The sequence below is a fragment of the Streptomyces sp. NPDC088097 genome (assembly GCF_044741845.1).
In the GTDB taxonomy this organism is placed as follows: Bacteria; Actinomycetota; Actinomycetes; order Streptomycetales; family Streptomycetaceae; genus Streptomyces.
This window is the reverse complement of sequence record NZ_JBIUTJ010000004.1, coordinates 637,649-655,455: the sequence shown is the minus strand read 5'-3', so window position 1 is coordinate 655,455 and position 17,807 is coordinate 637,649. Positions and strand designations below refer to the sequence as shown.

Here is a 17,807-nt window from a genome sequence, read left to right as displayed (position 1 = left end):
CGTTCGAAGAGTATCGTAATGGTTATCGTTTTCATTAACGACCCCGGGTCGCCGTCGCCCGCGACGCGATGCGCCCGCCCCTGCCGACCGATGAGGAGCACCACACCGTGACGACCATGCCCCTGCCCGCGCCCCCCAAGACCGCTCCACCGCCCGGGCGTTCGATCCTGCGCGACCCGTCCTTCCTGCGCCTGTGGATCGCCGCCACGGCCTCCGGGCTCGCCACCTGGGCCCTGCCCTTCGTGCTGGGCCTGGCCGTCCTGGACCACCGGCTCGGCGCCGCGGGCCTGGGCCTGGTCCTCGCGGCACGCACCGCCGGATTCCTCGTCGCCGTCCTCGTCGGCGGGGTCTTGGCCGACCGGCACTCACGGCGGGCGGTCGTGCTCTGGTCCGCCTCCGCGGCCGCGCTCGCCGCCCCGCTTCTCGCCGCCGGACTCGGCCGGTCCCTCGCGCTGATGACCGGCGCCGCCGTCCTCGCCGGCGCCGGCCAGGGTGCCTGCCGCCCCGCCTTCCAGGCCCTCACCGCAGAGGTCGTGGACCCCGACCGGCGGCAGCGGGCCAACGCCGCGATGACCCTGGCGGTCCGCACCTCCACGTTGGCCGGTCCGACGCTGACCGCGCTGCTCGCCGCCTTCGTCGGCGTCTCGACCCTGCTCCTGGGGATCGGCCTTCTCTGGCTGGCCGCCGCCCTCATGCCCGGCCGGGGGGTGGCCGTCGGCGCGCCGGCGAGCCCGTCCGCCCGCCCCTGCGCCGGACCGTCCCCGCACCCGTCCGCCAGGCCCGCGCGGCGCGCCTCGTTCCGTGCCGAGTTCGTGGACGGCGTGCGCGAGGCCCGCCGCCACCCCTGGTTCCTCGCCGGGCTGGGCGCCCTGACCGCCGTGATAGCGCTGGGGTACTCGGCGACCAGCGTCGCCCTGCCCCTGATCAGCCGCGACCGCTACGGCTCCGAGTGGGTCCTGGCCGCGGCTCTGACCGCCTACACGGTCGGCGCGCTCGCCGGCGCCCTGGTCACCGCGCGGCTGCGGCCCCGGGCCCCGGGGTGGGTCGCCTTCGCCGGACTCGGCGCCTACGGCTTCGCGCCGCTGAGCCTGATGCTGCCGGTGCACCCCGTCGTGGTCGTCGCCGCCTACGTCGTCGCCGGGATCGGGATCGAGCTGTTCAACGTCCCCTGGTTCACCGCCGCCCAGCGCGAGGTCGCCCCCGACAAGCTGGCCCGGGTCTCCTCGCTCGACTTCCTCGTCTCCTACGGCCTGGCCCCCGTAGGCCTGGCCCTGATCGCCCCCGCCATCACCGTCTTCGGCGTCACGCCGGTACTCGCCGTCTGCGCCGCCGCCTGCTTCCTCGTACCGGCGGCCGCCGCTCTCGCGCCCACGGCCCGCCACCTCGGCCGACCGTCGACCACGGCCGACTGACCGCGGGGCCGAGGCGCCTCCTATGATGCGGTGATCTTGATCGTAGGGGGGCGACGCGGTGAGCACGTGCACACGGGGGACCAGGTCGGGGAGCGGGTCGGCGCAGCGCAGAGGGGGCTGTGCGGGCTTCCTGCTGCTGCCGTTCTCGCTCGCCGCACGCGTCTGCCGGCCCGCGCGGGCCGGTCGGTTGACGGACGAGGGGATCGAGCGGGCACAAGTCGCCCGCACCGCCATCGGCTTCGTCGCCACCGCCTGGCTGCTCTTCGCCTACCCGCTGCGCGAGTCGGCGGTCACCATACTCGGGGGCAAGTTCATCGAACTGCTCATCAGCGCGGGCCTGTTGCTGGTGCTGGTCCCCATCGCGCTGGCCGTCTTCGTGTACGCCGCCCGCCCGCCCGGCCCCGCCTTCTACCGGGCGCGGATGCGCGGCCCGCTCGTCGCCCTGGGCGGACTCTTCGGGACCGCGCTGCTCCTGGTGCTCGCCGGGCCGACGGCGGACCTCGCGCACTGGAGCGCATGGGGCGAGTTCTGGTACGTGGCACAGCTGTTGATCGGCGTGCTCTACCTCTTCGCGCTGCCCTTCGGGCTGGCCTCCGCCGTGCTCTGCGTCCACCACTCCTTCCGCACCGCCGACGTCCACGAGGTGCTTCCGCCGCTGGTCTCGCCCGTGCTGGTGTGGGCCATGTCCGCCGTCCAGCTCTTCGACGCTCCGTCGGTGGCCGCGCCCCTCGGCGTACGGCTGCTCTTCCTGGCCGCGCCGCCGCTCTCGGTCACCGCGCTGTCCGTGTGGGAGCTGCGCCGGCTGCGGGTGCGGTACGGCGTCACCCTGCGCGGGGCGCTCGGCCGCTGAGCGCTCGGCCGGCGCCTCCGTGCCGGCGCCCCCGCTCCGGGTTCTACGGGGCTGCCGGCGCCAGGCCGTCCTCGACCAGGCCCGCCAACACCGCGGCCCCCAGGGCCTGGACGGCGGACTGTGGGCGGACCATCACCGTGAACTCCTTGATCCGGCCCTCCCCGTCGAACTGCAGCAGATCGATGCCGTGGATCTGTCGGCCCTCCACCAGCGCCCGGAACGGCAGGATCACCGACGGTGCCTCCTCGCCGTCCGCGCTGGTCTCGGCCGCGCCCTCCAGCCTGCCGAGGTAGCGGAGGTCGCCGAAGACGCGCAGCAGGACGCCGAAGAGGCCCATCACCAGGGGCCGGCCCTCGAAGGGCGTGAACTTCACCGGGCTGTACAGCCGGACGTCCTCGGTGAACAACTCCTCCAGTGCGGCGAGGTCGCGCTTCTCCACGGCCGCCCGGAAGCGATCGGCGGTCTCGGAACCCCCGTCGAGTCCCGGCGTGGACACGGATCCGTTCTCCATGAGCCCTCCTCATAGTCAAGAATCTGACTAGTCACATTTTTGAGTATGATGCCGGGGCGCACGAGGAAAAGGAAGGGGAGGGAGCCCGACATGGCCTTGAGGCACGCGGTGCTGGCGGCACTGCTCGACGGCGAGTACAGCGGCTACGAACTGGCGAAGTCGTTCGACATCGGTGTCGCCAACTTCTGGCACGCCCTGCCCCAGCAGCTCTACGCCGAGCTGACCAAGCTGGAGAAGGACGGACTGGTCGAGGGACGCCAAGTGGTCCAGGAGACCCGGCCCAACAAGAGGCTGTTCCGGGTCACCGACGCCGGTCGGACCGAGCTGGAACGCTTCGCCGAGGCCCCGTCCAAGCCCACCTCCATCCGCGACGACCTCCTCGTCAAGGTCCAGAACGCCGACCGCGTCGGCACCGGCCCGGTGATCGGACAGCTGAAGGAACGCGCCGCCGCCGCCGAGGCCAAGATCGCGCTCCTCGCCAAGATCCTGCGCAACATGCGCGGGGACACGGACGAGGACACGTACCTCCTGCGGGGCGAGCGGATCGGCGGCTATCTCACCTGCCTGCGCGGCCTCGCCTTCGAAGAGGGCCACCGGGACTGGTGCCTGCGCACCGCCGCCGTACTCGAACAGAGACAGGACGACCGTGCCGAACACTGAACCCCTGCGCTACGTGGCCCTCGGCGACAGCCAGACCGAAGGCCTCGGCGACGGCGACGACACCACCGGCCTGCGCGGCTTCGCCGACCGCTTCGCCGAACACCTCGCGGCGGACACCCCCGACCTGCTGTACGCCAACCTGGGGCTGCGCGGCCGACTCGCCGGCCAGGTCCGCGCCGAACAGCTCGCCCCCGCCCTCGCCCTGCGCCCCGACCTCGCCACCGTCGTCGCCGGCGTGAACGACCTCCTGCGGCCCCGGTTCGACGCCGCCGAGGTGGCCGGAGAGCTGGAGGCGATGTTCGCCGCGCTCACCGCCGCCGGAGCCCGGGTGGTCACCGTGACCTTCCCCGACATCACGAGCATCGCCCCCCTGGTCCGGCCCGTGCGCCCCCGTCTCCTGGCGCTCAACGCCCACATCCGGGCCGCGGCCGCCCGCCACGGGGTCCTCGTCGCCGAGACCGGCCGCGAGGCCGCCGCCACCGACCGCAGGATGTGGGCCGCAGACCGGCTCCACGCCAGCTCCCTGGGCCACGCCCGCATCGCCGCCGCCCTGGCCGAGGCCGTCCGCCTGCCCGGCAGCGACGGCACCTGGAAGCACCCCCTGCCCCCGCTGCCCGCCTCCAACGCCGTCCGGACCGCCGCAGCGGAACTGAGCTGGCTGGCCGCGTTCCTCGGCCCCTGGCTCGGCCGCCGACTGCGCGGCGCCTCCTCCGGCGACGGCCGCACCGCCAAACGGCCCACCCTGATGCCCCTGGACCCCGTCGGCCGATAGGGGGAACGGTCCGGGGCCCGGGTTGCCCCGGTCCCCCCGGGCGGGCAGGGATCGGGAACCGGCCCGATCAGGGGGAGAACGTACATGGACTGGCTTCGGGAGCACGTCTTCCAGCCGTACCCCGAACTGCTCATCTTCCTGACGGTCGCCGTCGGCTTCCAGATCGGCCGCATCCGCTACAAGACCTTCGCCGTCGGCGCGGTCACCGGCTGCCTCGTCGCCGGACTGGTCATCGGCTCCCAGGCACACGTGGAGATCACCGGACCCATCAAGTCCGTCTTCTTCCTGATGTTCCTCTTCGCCCTCGGCTACGACGTCGGACCCAAGTTCTTCCGCTCCTTGCGCAAGGACGCCGTCCCCCAGGTCCTGCTCACCCTGGTCGTCTGCGGCGGCGGACTCGCCGCCGCCTGGCTGCTCGCGTCCCTCCTGGGCTACGGACCCGGACTCGCCGCGGGCCTCCTCGGCGGCGCCCTCACCCAGTCCTCCGTGATCGGCGTCGCCGCCGACACCATCGTCCACCTGCCCGGCCTCGACCCGGCCCAGGGCAAGGACGAGGCCCACCTCGTCGCCATCGCCTACGCCGTCACCTACCCCCTCGGCACCGTCCTGCCCGCGATCCTGCTGCCCACCGTCCTGCCCCGGCTGCTGCGCCGCGACCTCGCCGCCGACAGCGCCGTCCTCGCCGCCGACCTCGACAGCGCCGTCCCCGACCCCGACCCGGACGCGGGCCAGGGCTACTACCAACACGTCCTGCGCGCCTACGACGTGGACGTCGAAGGATTCGCCGGCCGCGGCATCGGCGAGTTCGAGGCGGAGCAGCGCGAGCTGGACCGCCGGATCTACATCACCCGCGTCCGCCGCGCGGGGGAGATCGTCGAGCACGACACCGACACCCGGCTGCGCCTCGGCGACACCGTCGCGGTCAGCGCCGTCCGCGGGGACCTCGTCGCCTTCGACGCGCGCACCCACATCGGCATGGAGTCCGACGACATGGAGCTCCTCGGCTACCGCACCGAGACCCTCAGCATCGTGCTGACGGGCCACCGGCTCGACGGCGCCACCATCAAGACCCTGCGCCACGAGGACTTCATGACCGGGGTGTTCATCGTCAGCCAGCTCCGGTCCGGCGCGGAACTGCCGATGGGCCGCGCCAACTCCCTCCAGCGCGGCGACACCCTGGTCCTCACCGGCCCCCGGCTGCTGGTGGACGCCGCCGCCGAGGAGTTGGGCAAGGCGGTGCCGACGACCTTCGCCACCGACATGGTGTGGATCGCCAGCGGTCTCTTCGTCGGCGGCTGCATCGGCATCCCCGCCCTGCACGCGGCCGGTGCCCCGCTCTCCCTGTCCACCTCGACCGGGGCCCTGCTGATGGGCCTGGTCTTCGGCCACATCCGCAGCAAGCACCCCACCTACGGCAACCTGCCCTCGGCCGCCCAGTGGCTGCTGGGCACCCTCGGCCTGTGCATGTTCGTCACCATCGTCGGCCTGAACGCCGGACCCAGCTTCGCGAGCGGTCTCGTAGAGGCGGGCTGGCCGCTGCTCGTCGGCGGGGCCGTGGTCACCGTCCTGCCCCTGCTCGCCGGATTCGTCTTCGGCCACTTCCTGCTGCGCATCCCGCTCCCGACCCTGCTCGGCGCACTGGCGGGTGCCCAGACCACCACCGCCGCCATCGGCGCTCTCAACGAGCGCGCGCGCAGCCAGATCCCGGGCCTGGGCTGCACCGTCCCCTACGCCCTGGGCAACGTCCTGCTCACGGTGTGGGGTTCGGCGATCGTGCTGCTGATCGGGTGAGGGGTACCCGTCGCGGCCGGCCCCTCAGGCGGGGGCGGCGCCGTAGGTGCGGACCATGGTGAAGACGGCCCCCTCGCGGTCCGCCACCGTGGCCAGCCGGCCCCGGATCCGGTCGCGCGGCGGGCTGACGACACGTCCGCCGAGGTCCACCACCCGCACCGCCGCCGCGTCGGGATCGGCCACCTCGAAGTACGTCATCCAGTGCGGGCCCCGGTCGTGCGGCAGCGCCCGACCGACCCCGTGGACCGCGGCCACCGGCCGGCCGGCCAGACGCAGGGTGAGGTAGTCCAGGTCACCGGACTCCTCGGTGTACAGGGCCGCGTCGGGCCCCGCGTACTCCTCGGCCTCGTGACCGAAGACGTGCGCGTAGAACTTGCCGACCGTCGAGGTGTCCTGAGTGACCAGCTCGTTCCAGACCGGCGTGCCCGGCGCCCCGAAGGTCCGCGCCCCCGGGTGGTCCCCGGCCTGCCAGATCCCGAAGATCGCCCCCAGCGGGTCGGAGCAGATCGCCATCCGACCGGCCGGACCGGTGTCCAGCGGGCCCACCGCGACCGTCCCGCCGCACGAGCGGATCGCCTCGGCGGTGGCGTCGGCGTCGTCGGTGGCGAAGTACGTGGTCCAGGCGACCGGCAGGTGCCGGTCGGGCGGCAGCTCGCCGATGCCCGCCACCTCCTCACCGTCGAGGAAGGCCCGCACGTACGGGCCGAGGTGCTGGGGCCCCGGCTCGTACTCCCAGCCGAAGAGGTCCGCGTAGAAGTCCTCGGTGTCCCCGAGGCCGTGCGCCATCAGGCTCACCCAGCACGGTGTGCCGGGCAGGTGCCGCGAAGCCCCCTCTGCCTGCGTCATGTCAGCCGTCTCCTCTACCGTGTCCGGAACCGGATCCCCCGCTGATGCTTGCACCCCGCGCGGCGCGGCGCGCCCCGACCGGGCCGGGTCGTGGGGGTGCGGGCAGAGATGACCGGATCCGGGCGGCCAACGGGTGTCCGGCTTGTTACGGGGGTTTCCGGGCGGGGAGGAAGATGACCCCATGACTGCGATTCTCTCGGCCTCCGAACTCATGGACGAGCTGTCCGGCGCGCGCCCGCCCGTCCTCCTGGACGTCCGCTGGCAGCTGGGCGGCCCCGACCAGCGTCCCGCCTACGAAGCCGGCCACCTGCCCGGCGCCGTGTACGTCGACCTCGACCGCGAACTGGCAGGTCCGCCCGGGTCGGGCGGACGCCACCCGCTGCCGGACCCGGAGGCCTTCGGGGCGGTCGCCCGCCGCGCCGGAGTCGACTCCGACCGGCCGGTGGTCGTGTACGACGGGGGCCAGGGGTGGGCCGCCGCGCGCGCCTGGTGGCTGTTGCGCTGGACGGGTCACACGGCGGTGCGCGTCCTGGACGGGGGACTGGCCGCCTGGACGGAGGCGGGAGGGGAGACCACCGCCGACACGCCGACGCCTGCGGAGGGCGATTTCAAGCCAAACCCGGGGGCTCTGGGCCTGCTGGACGCCGACGCGGCGGCCGCGCTCGCCGGCACGGGGCTCCTGCTCGACGCGCGGGCGGGGGAGCGCTACCGGGGCGAGGTCGAGCCGATCGACCGGGTCGGGGGTCACATCCCGGGCGCGGTTTCGGCGCCGACCACGGAGAACGTCGGCCCCGACGGGCGGTTCCTGCCGGCGGAGCGACTGCGCGCCCGCTTCGGGGAACTGGGCGCGGCGGGGGACACCCCGGTCGGCGTGTACTGCGGTTCGGGGGTGTCCGGGGCGCACGAGGTGCTGGCCCTGGAAGTGGCCGGAATCCCGGCTGCCCTGTACGCGGGCAGCTGGTCACAGTGGTCCTCGGACCCGGAGCGCCCGGTGGCCACGGGCCCGAACCCCTAGGTCCGTCGAGCGGCGGCAGACCGGCCCGGCGGCGCCCGTCAAGGCACCGCCGGGCCGTGACGGCCGTTGCTCCGGTCGCCCGGTGGGCCCGTCGCGTTCCCGCCGCTCCCGCTCCCGCTCCTCCTGCTACTCCTGCTTCTTGCGCCGCGTCCCGAAGACGATCTCGTCCCAGCTGGGCACCGCCGCGCGGCGGCCGGGTCGGACCCCGTCGGCCTCGGCCTGACGGTCGGTCGTGCCGGTGAGCCGGTCGCGGTGGCCCGCCACTGTCCGCGGCATCAGGACGTCCGCGTACGCCGAGCCGGCTCCCGACGAGGCGGCCGCGGCCGGAGCCGGGGGCTCCTCGATCTCCGGTTCCGGCTCGGGCGGATCGGCCCGGTCCGGGACGACCAGGTCGCCGCGGAAGCTCGGGACGGCCTCCAGCAGGCTGGTCAGCGTGTCCCGTTCCTCCTCGGGTTCCGGCGGGGCCGGCGCGAGGGGGCGTTCCATCTGCCGGTCCAGGGCGCGGTCGAGCGGCCGGTCCCGGGGCAGCCGGGCGATCCTCGGGACGAAGGGGAAGCTCGGCTCGGGGGTCGAGGGCAGGTCGTCGGCCTCGCCGATCAGCGAGCGGGCCTCGTCGTCCACGGCGACGACCAGCCGGCGCGGCGGGTCGTACGTCCAGCTCGCCGAGTGCGGTTCGGCCGCAACCCGGTAGACGAGCAGGACTTCCCAGGTGCCGTCGTCGCGGCGCCAGGAGTCCCACTGGACGGAGTCCTTGTCGGCCCCGCGCAGCGTCAGCCGTTCCTGGACGGCCTCGCCGAGCTGCGGGCCGGTGTTCTCGCCGGGACGGCGCACGGGGGTCTTCCGGGCGCGCTCGGCCATGAACGCGCGCTCGGCGAGCACGGGACCCTCGAAGCGGCGGACCCGGTCGACGGGGATGCCGGCGAGCTGGGCGACCTCCTCCGCGGAGGCACCCGCTCGTATACGGGCCTGGATGTCGCGGGGGCGGAGGTGGCTCTCCACCTCGATCTCGATCTGATTCAGGCGTGCGCGGTCATTGCGCACGGCAGCCCGCAACCGCTCGTCGATCGGAAGCGTGTACTCCGTGCTGTCCGCAGCCTTGAGCACCAGTCGTGTGCCGTCATTGGAGACGGCCACGACACGCAGTTCGGGCATGGGGACCTCCCGGGTGGTGCCTGCCGACGTCACGTGCGTCGCTGCTTCCGCTAGTCGAGTGTGGCCTGCCCGGGTGCAGCCTGCCACAACCTTGCCGAGTTAAACCGGCGTGTCGGGCATGCGCCCTTGATCGACGTTATGGCACGGTTACCCGTTGGGTACGGACAGTGACCGTTTGATTACTGTGCGCATCAGGCCTCCGTGCAATACCGCGGCATCGCCGGTCTCGAGTGCCGATTTTCCATCGCCCGGCCCCCTCTCCCGAGTCCGGACATCCGTGAGGAAGGACGGTCCCAGGGCTCGCCACAGTACTCCATTCGGGCCACCCGGGTGGACCGCCGCGCCGCCGAAGTTGTCTCGGGCGGCGGGAGTTGGGCTGCCCGAAATCGGGCCCACTGGCGGGCCGACCAGCGTGCGCGTCCGATTTCGGGTGTCTTGCTTCACAGAATCCCCAGATCCGGAACTATCCGTTTCGCTCAGCGGTCAGTAACTCCTGAAAGAGGAGAAGCGCGAGAGGCGGGACACGCAGGGGATGGCGATGGGTCAGAAGACGGCGTCGGATGTCGAACCGGAGAAGAAGAAGCTCGATCTGAGCGCGGCTCAGGTGGCCGGCAGTTCGCTCGCCACCGTCGCCGCGGCCCTGCTCGCCTCGCAGATGGGCGTCTACGGGACGATCCTCGGGGCGGGCGTGGTGAGCGTGGTCGCCACCGCGGGCGGACCGGTCATCCAGCACTTCTTCCGGCGCACCGGCGACCAGATCCGCGAGAACGCCCGTCCCAGGAGCCGTCAGGTGCCCCCCTTCGAGGGGGAGCGGCCGGCCGGGGACAAGACCGCCGTCCTCGCCGCCGGGGCCCCGTCCGACGGGGAGTTCGGCGAGGCGACGGTGCACGGCACCCGCCGGCGCGGGGTCAAGCGCACGGCCGTGGCCTCCGGGCTCGCCTTCGCCCTGGCCATCGGCGGCCTCGGGACGTACGAGGCCGTCGCGGGCACCTCCATCAGCAGCGACGGCGGGACCCTCCTGACCGGCGGGGTCAAGAAGGCCGCCGACCACCGGCCCTCCCCGACGAAGAACGACCCGGACGGCGGGGGCGAGGGGGAGAAGGGCGGAAAGGACGGCGGCACTCCGCACACCGGCACCTCGCCGACCCCCTCCCGGTCCCACCAGGGGGGCGGCACCGGCGGGGAGCGGAGTCCGGACCCGGGCACCAGCCCCTCGCCGCAGAAGAGCGCGCCCGTGGACCCGAGCCCGCAGCCCGATCCCGTGAAGCCCACTCCGCCCGGCCCCACGCCCGGGACCGGCGGGGCCACCGGCGGAGGCGGTTCCGGGCAGGGAGCGGGCGGCCCAAGCGCCGGCGGCCAGGGAGCCGGCGGCCCGTCGGGGGCCACCCCCTGAACTCCGCCCGGGAGCCCCGGCGCCCCGCCGCCCGGCTCAGTCGCCCAGCACCCGCCGCAGATAGTCGTTGCCGAACCGCCGGTCCGGGTCCAGCCGGTCGCGCAGCGCGGTGAACTCCCCGAAGCGCGGGTAGGCCCCGGCCAGGTACTCCGCGTCCCGGGTGTGCACCTTGCCCCAGTGCGGCCGGCCGCCGTGCGCGGTGAAGATCCGCTCGGCCGCCGTGAAGTAGGCCTGGTACGGGGTGCCCCGGTACATGTGGACCGCGATGTAGGCGCTCTCCCGGCCCGAGGCCGTCGACAGGGTGATGTCGTCCGCCGGGGCGGTGCGCACCTCGACGGGGAAGCTGACCCGTAGCGGCGAGCGGTCGACCATCGCCTTGAGCTCCCGCAGCGCCTCGACCAGCCGCTCGCGCGGGACGGCGTACTCCATCTCCACGAACCGCACCCGGCGCGGACTGGTGAACACCTTGTACGGGATGTCCGTGTAGGTCCGCGCGGACAACGCGCGGCTGGCGACGCGGGCGATGGCCGGGATGGCCGCCGGGACCGCGCGGCCCAGGGAGTTGACGGCCTGGAAGATGCCGTTCGACAGCAGCTCGTCCTCGACCCAGGCGCTGACGGCGCCGGGCGGGGCGGCGGGACCCTGGCTGCGGTTGTTGCGCTTGGTGTTGCAGTTGCCGGTGTGCGGGAACCAGTAGAACTCGAAGTGCTCGTTCTCCGCGACGTGCTGGTCGAACTCGGCCGTCACCCGGTCGAAGGGCATCGGCTCCTCACGGGCGGTCAGGAAGAACAGCGGCTCCACCGCGAGGGTGATCGAGGTGACGATGCCGAGCGCCCCGATGCCCAGCCGGGCGGCCGCGAAGACCTCCGGCTCGACCTTCTCCGAGCAGGCCAGCAGCCCGCCGTCCGCCGTGACCAGTTCCAGGCCCCGGATCTGGGCGGCTATGGAGGCCGAGTCGCGGCCGGTGCCGTGGGTGCCCGTGCTCGTCGCCCCGGAGATCGTCTGCTCCATGATGTCGCCCATGTTGGTGAGCGACAGGCCTTGCTCCGCCAAGGCCCGGTTCAGGTCCTCCAGGACCGTGCCGGCGGCCACCGTCACGGTCCCGGCCGCCCGGTCGACCGAGAGGATCCCGGTCAGCGCCTGGGGCCGTACGAGGACCCCGTCCGTCGCGGCGGCCGCCGTGAAGGAGTGGCCGGTGCCGACCGCCTTCACCCGCAGCCCCTCCTCGGCGGCCCGGCGGACCGTCTCGCGGAGTTCCCCGACCGAGGCCGGGGTGACCACGCGGGCGGGGGTGGCGGTGACGTTCCCCGCCCAGTTACGCCACGCGGTCGGCCCGCTCGTCCCCGCTGCCCGTGCTTTCGCTGTCTGCGCCATCGCTGGCAGGCTCCTCCCCTTGCGCCGGCTTCCTCAGCCGGCGGTAACCCGCGAACGCCACCGCCGCCGCGACGACCCCCGACGAGATGGAGACGACGTACCCGCGCTGCGCTCCGGCCGCGTCGATGACCAGGCCGGTCACGGAGGACCCGAGCGCGACACCGACCGCGAGGCCGGTGCTGATCCAGGTCATGCCCTCCGTGAGTTTCGTGCGCGGGACGTGCGCCTCGATCAGGGCCATCGTGGTGATCATCGTGGGAGCGATGGCGAGGCCCGAGACGAAGAGCGCCACGGCCAGAAACGGAAGGTTCCCGGCCAGTAGGAGGGGGATCATACTCACGGCCATCGCACATATGCCCAGTACCCACCTGCGTTCGGCACTGCCCTTGAGGTGCAACAGGCCGAAGACGATTCCGGCGATACAGGACCCCAGCGCCCAGATGGCCAGGACGAGGCTGGCGGAGGACTTGCTCCCCTGCTCGTCGGCGAAGGCGAGCGTGGACACGTCGATCGAGCCGAAGATCGCGCCGGTCGAGACGAAGGTGGCCGTCAGCACCTGGAGGCCGGGGGAGCGCAGGGCCGAGGCCCGGTCGGTGTGTGCGTCGCGGGGGTGCGGGGCGGGCTCGGTGGAGCGCTGGGCGGTGAGCAGCCACACGCCGACGGCCAGGAAGACGGCTGCGAACAGCGGACCCGCCTCGGGGAACCAGACGGTGGACAGCCCGATGGAGAGGATCGGGCCGAAGATGAAGCAGACCTCGTCCACGACCGACTCGAAGGAGTAGGCCGTGTGCAGTGAGCGGGGGGAGTCGCGGTAGAGCACGGTCCAGCGCGCGCGGACCATCGAGCCGACGCTCGGTACGCAGCCCGCGACCGCCGCGCAGACGAAGAGGGTCCAGTCCGGGAGGCCGTTGGCGGCGGCCAGGAGCAGTCCGGCGACCGCGGTGACGGAGACCAGGGTGGCGGGGCGCAGGACGCGGCGCTGGCCGTACTGGTCCACCAGCCGGGAGACCTGGGGGCCGATCACCGCGGCGGCGAGGGCCAGGGTGCCGGTGAGCGCGCTGGCCATCGCGTAGCGGCCGGTGATCTCGGAGATCATCGTCAGGACGCCGACGCCCACCATCGAGAGTGGCAGCCGGCCTATGAGGCCGGCGGCACTGAAGCCCCTGGTGCCGGGGGCCGCGAAGATCGCGCGGTAGGGACTGGGCAAGGTGTCTCCGTAAGGGACGTCTGTGGCCCGTACAGATTACGACCGCCCACCGGACATCCGTACGGGTTTCGGGCACGGGAACGTGCGGCCGGGTCTCCATCCCAGGGTGACCTCGCATCGACGCGTCCGCGATGCGGACCGGTCGAATTCTCCCGCGCGAGGCCCGAGTGGCAGGATTCGAGGCATGTCAGACCAGCTCCGTACCCCCGAAGCGCCCGTGGCCGACGGCCTCGCCGCCCCCTACGACGCCCTCCTGCTGCTGTCCTTCGGCGGCCCCGAGGGCCCCGACGACGTCGTGCCGTTCCTGGAGAACGTCACGCGCGGGCGCGGGATCCCGCGCGAGAGGCTGAAGGAGGTCGGGCAGCACTACTTCGGCTTCGGCGGGGTCAGCCCGATCAACGGGCAGAACCGGGAACTGCTCGACGCGCTGCGCGAGGACTTCGCCGCCCACGGGCTGGACCTGCCGGTGTACTGGGGCAACCGCAACTGGGCCCCGTACCTGACCGACGTGCTGCGCGAGATGGCCGCCGACGGCCGCCGCCGCATCGCGGTGCTGGCCACCAGCGCCTACGCCTCCTACTCGGGCTGCCGCCAGTACCGCGAGAACCTCGCCGACTCGCTCGCCGCCCTGGCCGCGGAGGGCGTGGCCGAGCTGCCCCGGGTGGACAAGCTGCGGCACTACTTCAACCACCCCGGCTTCGTACAGCCCATGATCGACGGGGTCCTCGCCGCCCTGGCCGGGCTCCCCGACGAGGTGCGCGACGGCGCCCACCTGGTCTTCACCACCCACTCCATCCCGACCGCCGGCGCGGACACCTCCGGCCCAGTGGAGGGGCACGGCGAGGGCGGGGCCTACGTCCGCCAGCACCTGGACGTGGCGAAGGTGATCGCCGACGCGGTCCACGCCGAGACGGGCACCGAGCGGCCGTGGGAGCTGGTCTACCAGTCGCGCAGCGGCGCCCCCCAGATCCCCTGGCTGGAACCGGACATCTGCGACCACCTGGAGGCGCTGCACGCCTCAGGCGCCCCTGCGGCGGTCATGGTGCCCATCGGGTTCGTCTCGGACCACATGGAGGTCCTGTACGACCTCGACACCGAGGCCACCGCGAAGGCCGCCGAGCTGGGCCTGCCCGTCGCCCGCTCCGCCACCGTCGGCGCCGACCCCCGCTTCGCCGCGGCGGTGCGCGAACTCCTGCTGGAGCGGGCCGCCGGCGAACGCGGCGAGGAAGTCCGGCGCCGCGCCCTCGGGCTGCTCGGGCCCGGTCACGACCTCTGCGCCGTGGGCTGCTGCCCGGCGCGGACGCCCCGGCCGGCGGCCGCGGGCGCCGACAGTCCGTACGCGTAGGGAGCGAGAGAGTGATCTCAGAAGAGCTGAAGGCCGAACTGCTGGACGTGGCGCTGGAGGCCGCCCGGCGGGCCGGCGAACTGCTGCGGGACGGCCGACCTGCGGACCTGGCGGTGGCCGCGACCAAGTCCAGCCCGATCGACGTGGTCACCGAGATGGACATCGCGGCCGAGAAGCTGATCGCCGGCGTCCTCGCCGAGCGGCGGCCCGCGGACGGGCTGCTGGGCGAGGAGGGCGCCGACATCGCGGGCACGAGCGGGGTGCGGTGGATCGTCGACCCGCTCGACGGCACCGTCAACTACCTCTACGGCCTGCCCGGCTGGGGGGTGTCGATCGCCGCCGAGTACCGGGGCGAGACGGTCGTCGGGGTGGTCGAGGCCCCGATGCGCGGGGAGACGTACCGGGCCGTCCTGGGCGGTGGGGCCCTGATGGGCACCACCCGGCTGGAGTGCAGGCCGGCCGCGCCGCTGGAGCAGGCGCTGATCGCCACCGGCTTCGGCTACCTCCAGACCCGGCGGGCGCACCAGGCCGAGGTCGTCGCCCGCGTGATCCCGCTCGTACGGGACATCCGGCGCGGAGGCTCGGCGGCGCTGGACCTGTGCGACGTCGCCGCCGGGCGCCTCGACGGGTACTACGAGCGCGGGCTGAACCCCTGGGACCTCGCGGCGGGCGAGCTGATCGCCCGCGAGGCGGGGGCCCTGACCGGCGGCCGGAGCGGCGAGCCGGCCTCCGGGGAGCTGACGGTGGCGGCCACCCCGGCGGTGTACGCCTCGCTCCTGCCGCTGCTGGAGGAGGCCGGGGCCTGGCACGACTGAGGCCGCGCACACGCCACGGGACCCCGGCCGCCCTGTCCGGCGGCCGGGGTCCCGTGGCGTGCTGCGGTACTCCGGTGAGGGTGCTGCGGTGGTGGGTCGTCGGGTCGGTGGGCCGGGTGGCGCCCGCGTCGGTGGGGGTGGGTCAGGCGGCCGGGACCGCCACCGCCACGCCGTGTTCCGCCGCGAGTCGCTGGAGGTCCTCCAGCTCGGCCTGTTCCACGTCCGCGAGGTAGTCGTCGCCCGTCTCACGGGCCTTGCTGAGGTCCGACTGCGTGGCTTGGATGCGCTGCAGGAGTCCCGCGGTGAATGCGTCCATGGTGGGTGCGCCCCCTCTTCATGGGTCGGCGGCGGGCGAGCACGGAGGAGCCCGCCGTCAGGGAGTGGTTGGGGTGTGCTGTCGTCTTCCCCGGCACCCCGGGCACAGAAACCTCGTAAGGCGAGGGAATCCTCACTTCTGTCCCGGCCGCCCCTCGCCGTACACCTGTCCGGCAGGCCCCGCAGGTCGCCTTACAGCCGGTTTACGGCCGAAACCGGCAGGATGGACGCGCCATACACGTGTGCCCTTCTGGGCTCGAAGGAAGGAAACGACGTGCGCGTACTCGTCGTCGAGGACGAGCAGCTGCTCGCCGATGCGGTGGCCACCGGCCTGCGCCGGGAAGCCATGGCCGTGGACGTCGTGTACGACGGCGCCGCCGCCCTGGAGCGCGTCGGGGTGAACGACTACGACGTGGTCGTGCTCGACCGCGACCTTCCGCTGGTGCACGGTGACGACGTCTGCCGGAAGATCATCGAACTCGGCATGCCGACCCGTGTCCTGATGCTGACCGCCTCCGGTGACGTCAGCGACCGCGTCGAGGGCCTGGAGCTGGGGGCGGACGACTACCTGCCCAAGCCCTTCGCCTTCACCGAGCTGATCGCCCGCGTCCGGGCGCTGGGCCGGCGCACCACCGTGGCGCTGCCCCCCGTACTGGAGCGGGCCGGGATCAAGCTGGACCCGAACCGGCGCGAGGTGTTCCGGGAGGGCAAGGAGGTGCAGCTCGCACCCAAGGAGTTCGCGGTGCTGGAGGTGCTGATGCGCAGCGAGGGGACCGTGGTCTCCGCCGAGCAGCTGCTGGAAAAGGCCTGGGACGAGAACACCGACCCGTTCACCAACGTGGTCCGGGTGACCGTGATGACCCTGCGCCGCAAGCTGGGGGAGCCGCCCGTCATCGTGACCGTGCCCGGCTCCGGATACCGGATCTGACCGCGTGGCCGCTACTCCGGCGCCACCGGCTGCGCCACCGAAACCCACGTGGGACCCCGGCCAGCCCGAGGGTCCCTTCCCTTGGCTGAGGCCGACCATCCGCATACGGCTCACGCTGCTGTACGGCGGGATGTTCCTGATCGCCGGGATCCTGCTGCTGTCGATCATCTACCTGCTGGCCGCCCAGGCGCTGCGGGAGGGCAACGCCCTGCCGTTCAAGATCGTCGGCGGGCAGAAGGTCGAGGTCTCCAGCACGACCTGCCCCGGCGTGGGCATCGACCAGTCGATCGACCAGTTCAACGCCGCGATCGGGCAGTGCATCCTCGACCAGCGCAAGCACGCGCTGGACGACCTGCTCAGCCGGTCGCTGATGGCCCTCCTCGGCCTCAGCATCATCGCCTTCGCCTTCGGCTACGCGATGGCCGGCCGGGTGCTCTCGCCGCTGGGCAAGATCACGCGTACCGCCCGGCGCGTGGTCGGCTCCGACCTGACCCGGCGGATCGAGCTGGACGGGCCGGACGACGAGCTCAAGGAGCTCGCCGACACCTTCGACGAGATGCTGGACCGCCTGGAGCGGGCCTTCACGGCCCAGCAGCGCTTCGTGGCCAACGCCTCGCACGAGCTGCGGACCCCCCTGGCGATCAACAGGACCCTGTTGGAGGTGCACCTCTCGGACCCCGGGGCCCCGGTGGAGCTCCAGCAACTGGGCAAGACCCTCCTGGCGACGAACGAGCGCAGCGAGCAGCTCGTGGAGGGCCTGCTGCTGCTGGCCCGCAGCGAGAACCAGATCGTGGAGCGCAAACCCGTCGACCTGGCGGAGGTGGCCTCGCGCGCCATCGACCAGGCGCGCGGGGAGGCCACCGCCAAGGGCGTCGAGATCCGGGGCGAGCGCGCCCTGGCCGTGGTCCAGGGCAACGGGGTCCTGCTGGAGCGCATCGCCCTGAACCTGGTGCAGAACGCCGTCCGGTACAACGTGCCGGAGGGCGGTTGGGTGGACGTCACCACCGAGGTCCAGCACGGTCAGGCGGTACTCCTGGTATCGAACACGGGTCCCGTGGTTCCCGCGTACGAGGTGGACAACCTCTTCGAGCCGTTCAGACGGCTGCGTACGGAGCGAACGGGCAGCGACAAGGGGGTCGGGCTCGGTCTGTCGATCGCGCGCTCCGTGGCGCGCGCACACGGCGGCCGGATCATCGCGACCCCTCGTGAGGGCGGTGGCCTCGTGATGCGTGTCACGTTGCCCCTTTGATCCACTCGGGCCCCTGTTCGCTCTGGGCGGAACGACCGAACGGGGTGGCGGGTGGTGCTTGTGTGATCGATCACATTGTCGAGTGTCGGGTCATGTGCGTTCGGTGACCCCCGGAGGGCCGGAAAGCCCGGGAAGTCCGGGTTTCCGGCCCCCCTGACGGCGGGAAATACAC

17 protein-coding genes are annotated in these 17,807 nt (G+C 73.1%); 11 read left to right on the top strand and 6 right to left on the bottom strand.

Translation table 11 applies throughout. The features are described from left to right. Positions 1 to 116 precede the first annotated feature (116 nt). Positions 117 to 1,412: an MFS transporter gene (locus ACIOD1_RS16785; RefSeq protein ID WP_401903086.1), complete on the top strand. Its 1,296-nt coding sequence runs from the start codon at positions 117 to 119 to the stop codon at positions 1,410 to 1,412. A 58-nt stretch (positions 1,413 to 1,470) separates the two neighbouring features. Next, positions 1,471 to 2,262 (top strand): hypothetical protein, encoded by a 792-nt coding sequence (locus ACIOD1_RS16780; RefSeq protein WP_401902925.1) that lies wholly within the window; start codon positions 1,471 to 1,473, stop codon positions 2,260 to 2,262. Between the two features lie 43 nt (positions 2,263 to 2,305). Here ACIOD1_RS16780 and ACIOD1_RS16775 read toward each other — a convergent pair whose 3' ends face one another. Beyond that, the gene (locus tag ACIOD1_RS16775; RefSeq protein WP_401902924.1) at positions 2,306 to 2,773 is read right to left on the bottom strand and encodes a nuclear transport factor 2 family protein; all 468 of its coding nucleotides are present in this window, start codon (positions 2,771 to 2,773) and stop codon (positions 2,306 to 2,308) included. Between the two features lie 90 nt (positions 2,774 to 2,863). Here ACIOD1_RS16775 and ACIOD1_RS16770 point away from each other — a divergent pair, with 90 nt between their 5' ends. From ACIOD1_RS16770 to ACIOD1_RS16760, 3 genes are all read left to right on the top strand, one after another. Further along, positions 2,864 to 3,433 carry a PadR family transcriptional regulator gene (locus ACIOD1_RS16770; protein ID WP_365616414.1) on the top strand — a complete coding sequence of 190 codons (570 nt, stop codon included), beginning with the start codon at positions 2,864 to 2,866 and terminating at the stop codon, positions 3,431 to 3,433. Further along, complete coding sequence (locus tag ACIOD1_RS16765) at positions 3,420 to 4,205, top strand: SGNH/GDSL hydrolase family protein (protein ID WP_401902922.1); 786 nt, start codon at positions 3,420 to 3,422, stop codon at positions 4,203 to 4,205. Before ACIOD1_RS16770 ends, ACIOD1_RS16765 begins: the two co-directional genes overlap by 14 nt. Positions 4,206 to 4,289: 84 nt before the next feature. Further along, positions 4,290 to 5,996 carry an aspartate-alanine antiporter gene (locus tag ACIOD1_RS16760; RefSeq protein WP_401902920.1) on the top strand — a complete coding sequence of 569 codons (1,707 nt, stop codon included), beginning with the start codon at positions 4,290 to 4,292 and terminating at the stop codon, positions 5,994 to 5,996. A gap of 24 nt (positions 5,997 to 6,020) precedes the next feature. On the opposite strand, the gene ACIOD1_RS16755 is transcribed toward ACIOD1_RS16760, so the two are convergent. Then, the gene (locus tag ACIOD1_RS16755; RefSeq protein WP_365616420.1) at positions 6,021 to 6,842 is read right to left on the bottom strand and encodes a VOC family protein; all 822 of its coding nucleotides are present in this window, start codon (positions 6,840 to 6,842) and stop codon (positions 6,021 to 6,023) included. A 181-nt stretch (positions 6,843 to 7,023) separates the two neighbouring features. On the opposite strand from ACIOD1_RS16755, the gene ACIOD1_RS16750 reads away from it, so the two are divergent. Then, complete coding sequence (locus ACIOD1_RS16750) at positions 7,024 to 7,857, top strand: sulfurtransferase (RefSeq protein ID WP_365616422.1); 834 nt, start codon at positions 7,024 to 7,026, stop codon at positions 7,855 to 7,857. A gap of 126 nt (positions 7,858 to 7,983) precedes the next feature. Here ACIOD1_RS16750 and sepH read toward each other — a convergent pair whose 3' ends face one another. Further along, entirely contained in the window at positions 7,984 to 9,009 is a 1,026-nt protein-coding gene (gene sepH, locus ACIOD1_RS16745; RefSeq protein ID WP_365616424.1) for a septation protein SepH, read from the bottom strand. Between the two features lie 538 nt (positions 9,010 to 9,547). Between sepH and ACIOD1_RS16740 the strand changes: the two genes are divergently transcribed. Next, positions 9,548 to 10,402, top strand: a complete 855-nt coding sequence (locus ACIOD1_RS16740) for a hypothetical protein (protein WP_401902916.1) — start codon at positions 9,548 to 9,550, stop codon at positions 10,400 to 10,402. A 36-nt stretch (positions 10,403 to 10,438) separates the two neighbouring features. Here the strand turns inward: ACIOD1_RS16740 and ACIOD1_RS16735 are convergent, their stop codons facing one another. Next, complete coding sequence (locus ACIOD1_RS16735; protein ID WP_401902914.1) at positions 10,439 to 11,776, bottom strand: D-arabinono-1,4-lactone oxidase; 1,338 nt, start codon at positions 11,774 to 11,776, stop codon at positions 10,439 to 10,441. Continuing rightward, the gene (locus tag ACIOD1_RS16730; RefSeq protein WP_365616429.1) at positions 11,718 to 12,983 is read right to left on the bottom strand and encodes an MFS transporter; all 1,266 of its coding nucleotides are present in this window, start codon (positions 12,981 to 12,983) and stop codon (positions 11,718 to 11,720) included. The genes ACIOD1_RS16735 and ACIOD1_RS16730 overlap by 59 nt, the downstream gene beginning before the upstream one ends. Before the next feature lie 184 nt (positions 12,984 to 13,167). On the opposite strand from ACIOD1_RS16730, the gene ACIOD1_RS16725 reads away from it, so the two are divergent. Together ACIOD1_RS16725 and ACIOD1_RS16720 are read left to right on the top strand one after the other, a co-directional pair. After that, entirely contained in the window at positions 13,168 to 14,328 is a 1,161-nt protein-coding gene (locus ACIOD1_RS16725; protein WP_401902911.1) for a ferrochelatase, read from the top strand. Between the two features lie 11 nt (positions 14,329 to 14,339). Continuing rightward, on the top strand, positions 14,340 to 15,143 hold the full coding sequence (locus tag ACIOD1_RS16720; protein WP_401902910.1) for an inositol monophosphatase family protein: 804 nt from the start codon (positions 14,340 to 14,342) through the stop codon (positions 15,141 to 15,143). A 142-nt stretch (positions 15,144 to 15,285) separates the two neighbouring features. Here ACIOD1_RS16720 and ACIOD1_RS16715 read toward each other — a convergent pair whose 3' ends face one another. Then, a complete protein-coding gene (locus tag ACIOD1_RS16715; protein ID WP_365616433.1) occupies positions 15,286 to 15,459 on the bottom strand; it encodes a hypothetical protein in 174 nt (57 codons plus the stop codon). 273 nt (positions 15,460 to 15,732) lie between these two features. On the opposite strand from ACIOD1_RS16715, the gene ACIOD1_RS16710 reads away from it, so the two are divergent. Both ACIOD1_RS16710 and ACIOD1_RS16705 read left to right on the top strand, forming a co-directional pair. Then, positions 15,733 to 16,386, top strand: coding sequence for a response regulator transcription factor (locus ACIOD1_RS16710; protein WP_365616434.1), 654 nt, complete (start codon positions 15,733 to 15,735; stop codon positions 16,384 to 16,386). 4 nt (positions 16,387 to 16,390) lie between these two features. Next, positions 16,391 to 17,635 carry a HAMP domain-containing sensor histidine kinase gene (locus ACIOD1_RS16705; protein ID WP_365616436.1) on the top strand — a complete coding sequence of 415 codons (1,245 nt, stop codon included), beginning with the start codon at positions 16,391 to 16,393 and terminating at the stop codon, positions 17,633 to 17,635. Positions 17,636 to 17,807 lie beyond the last annotated feature (172 nt).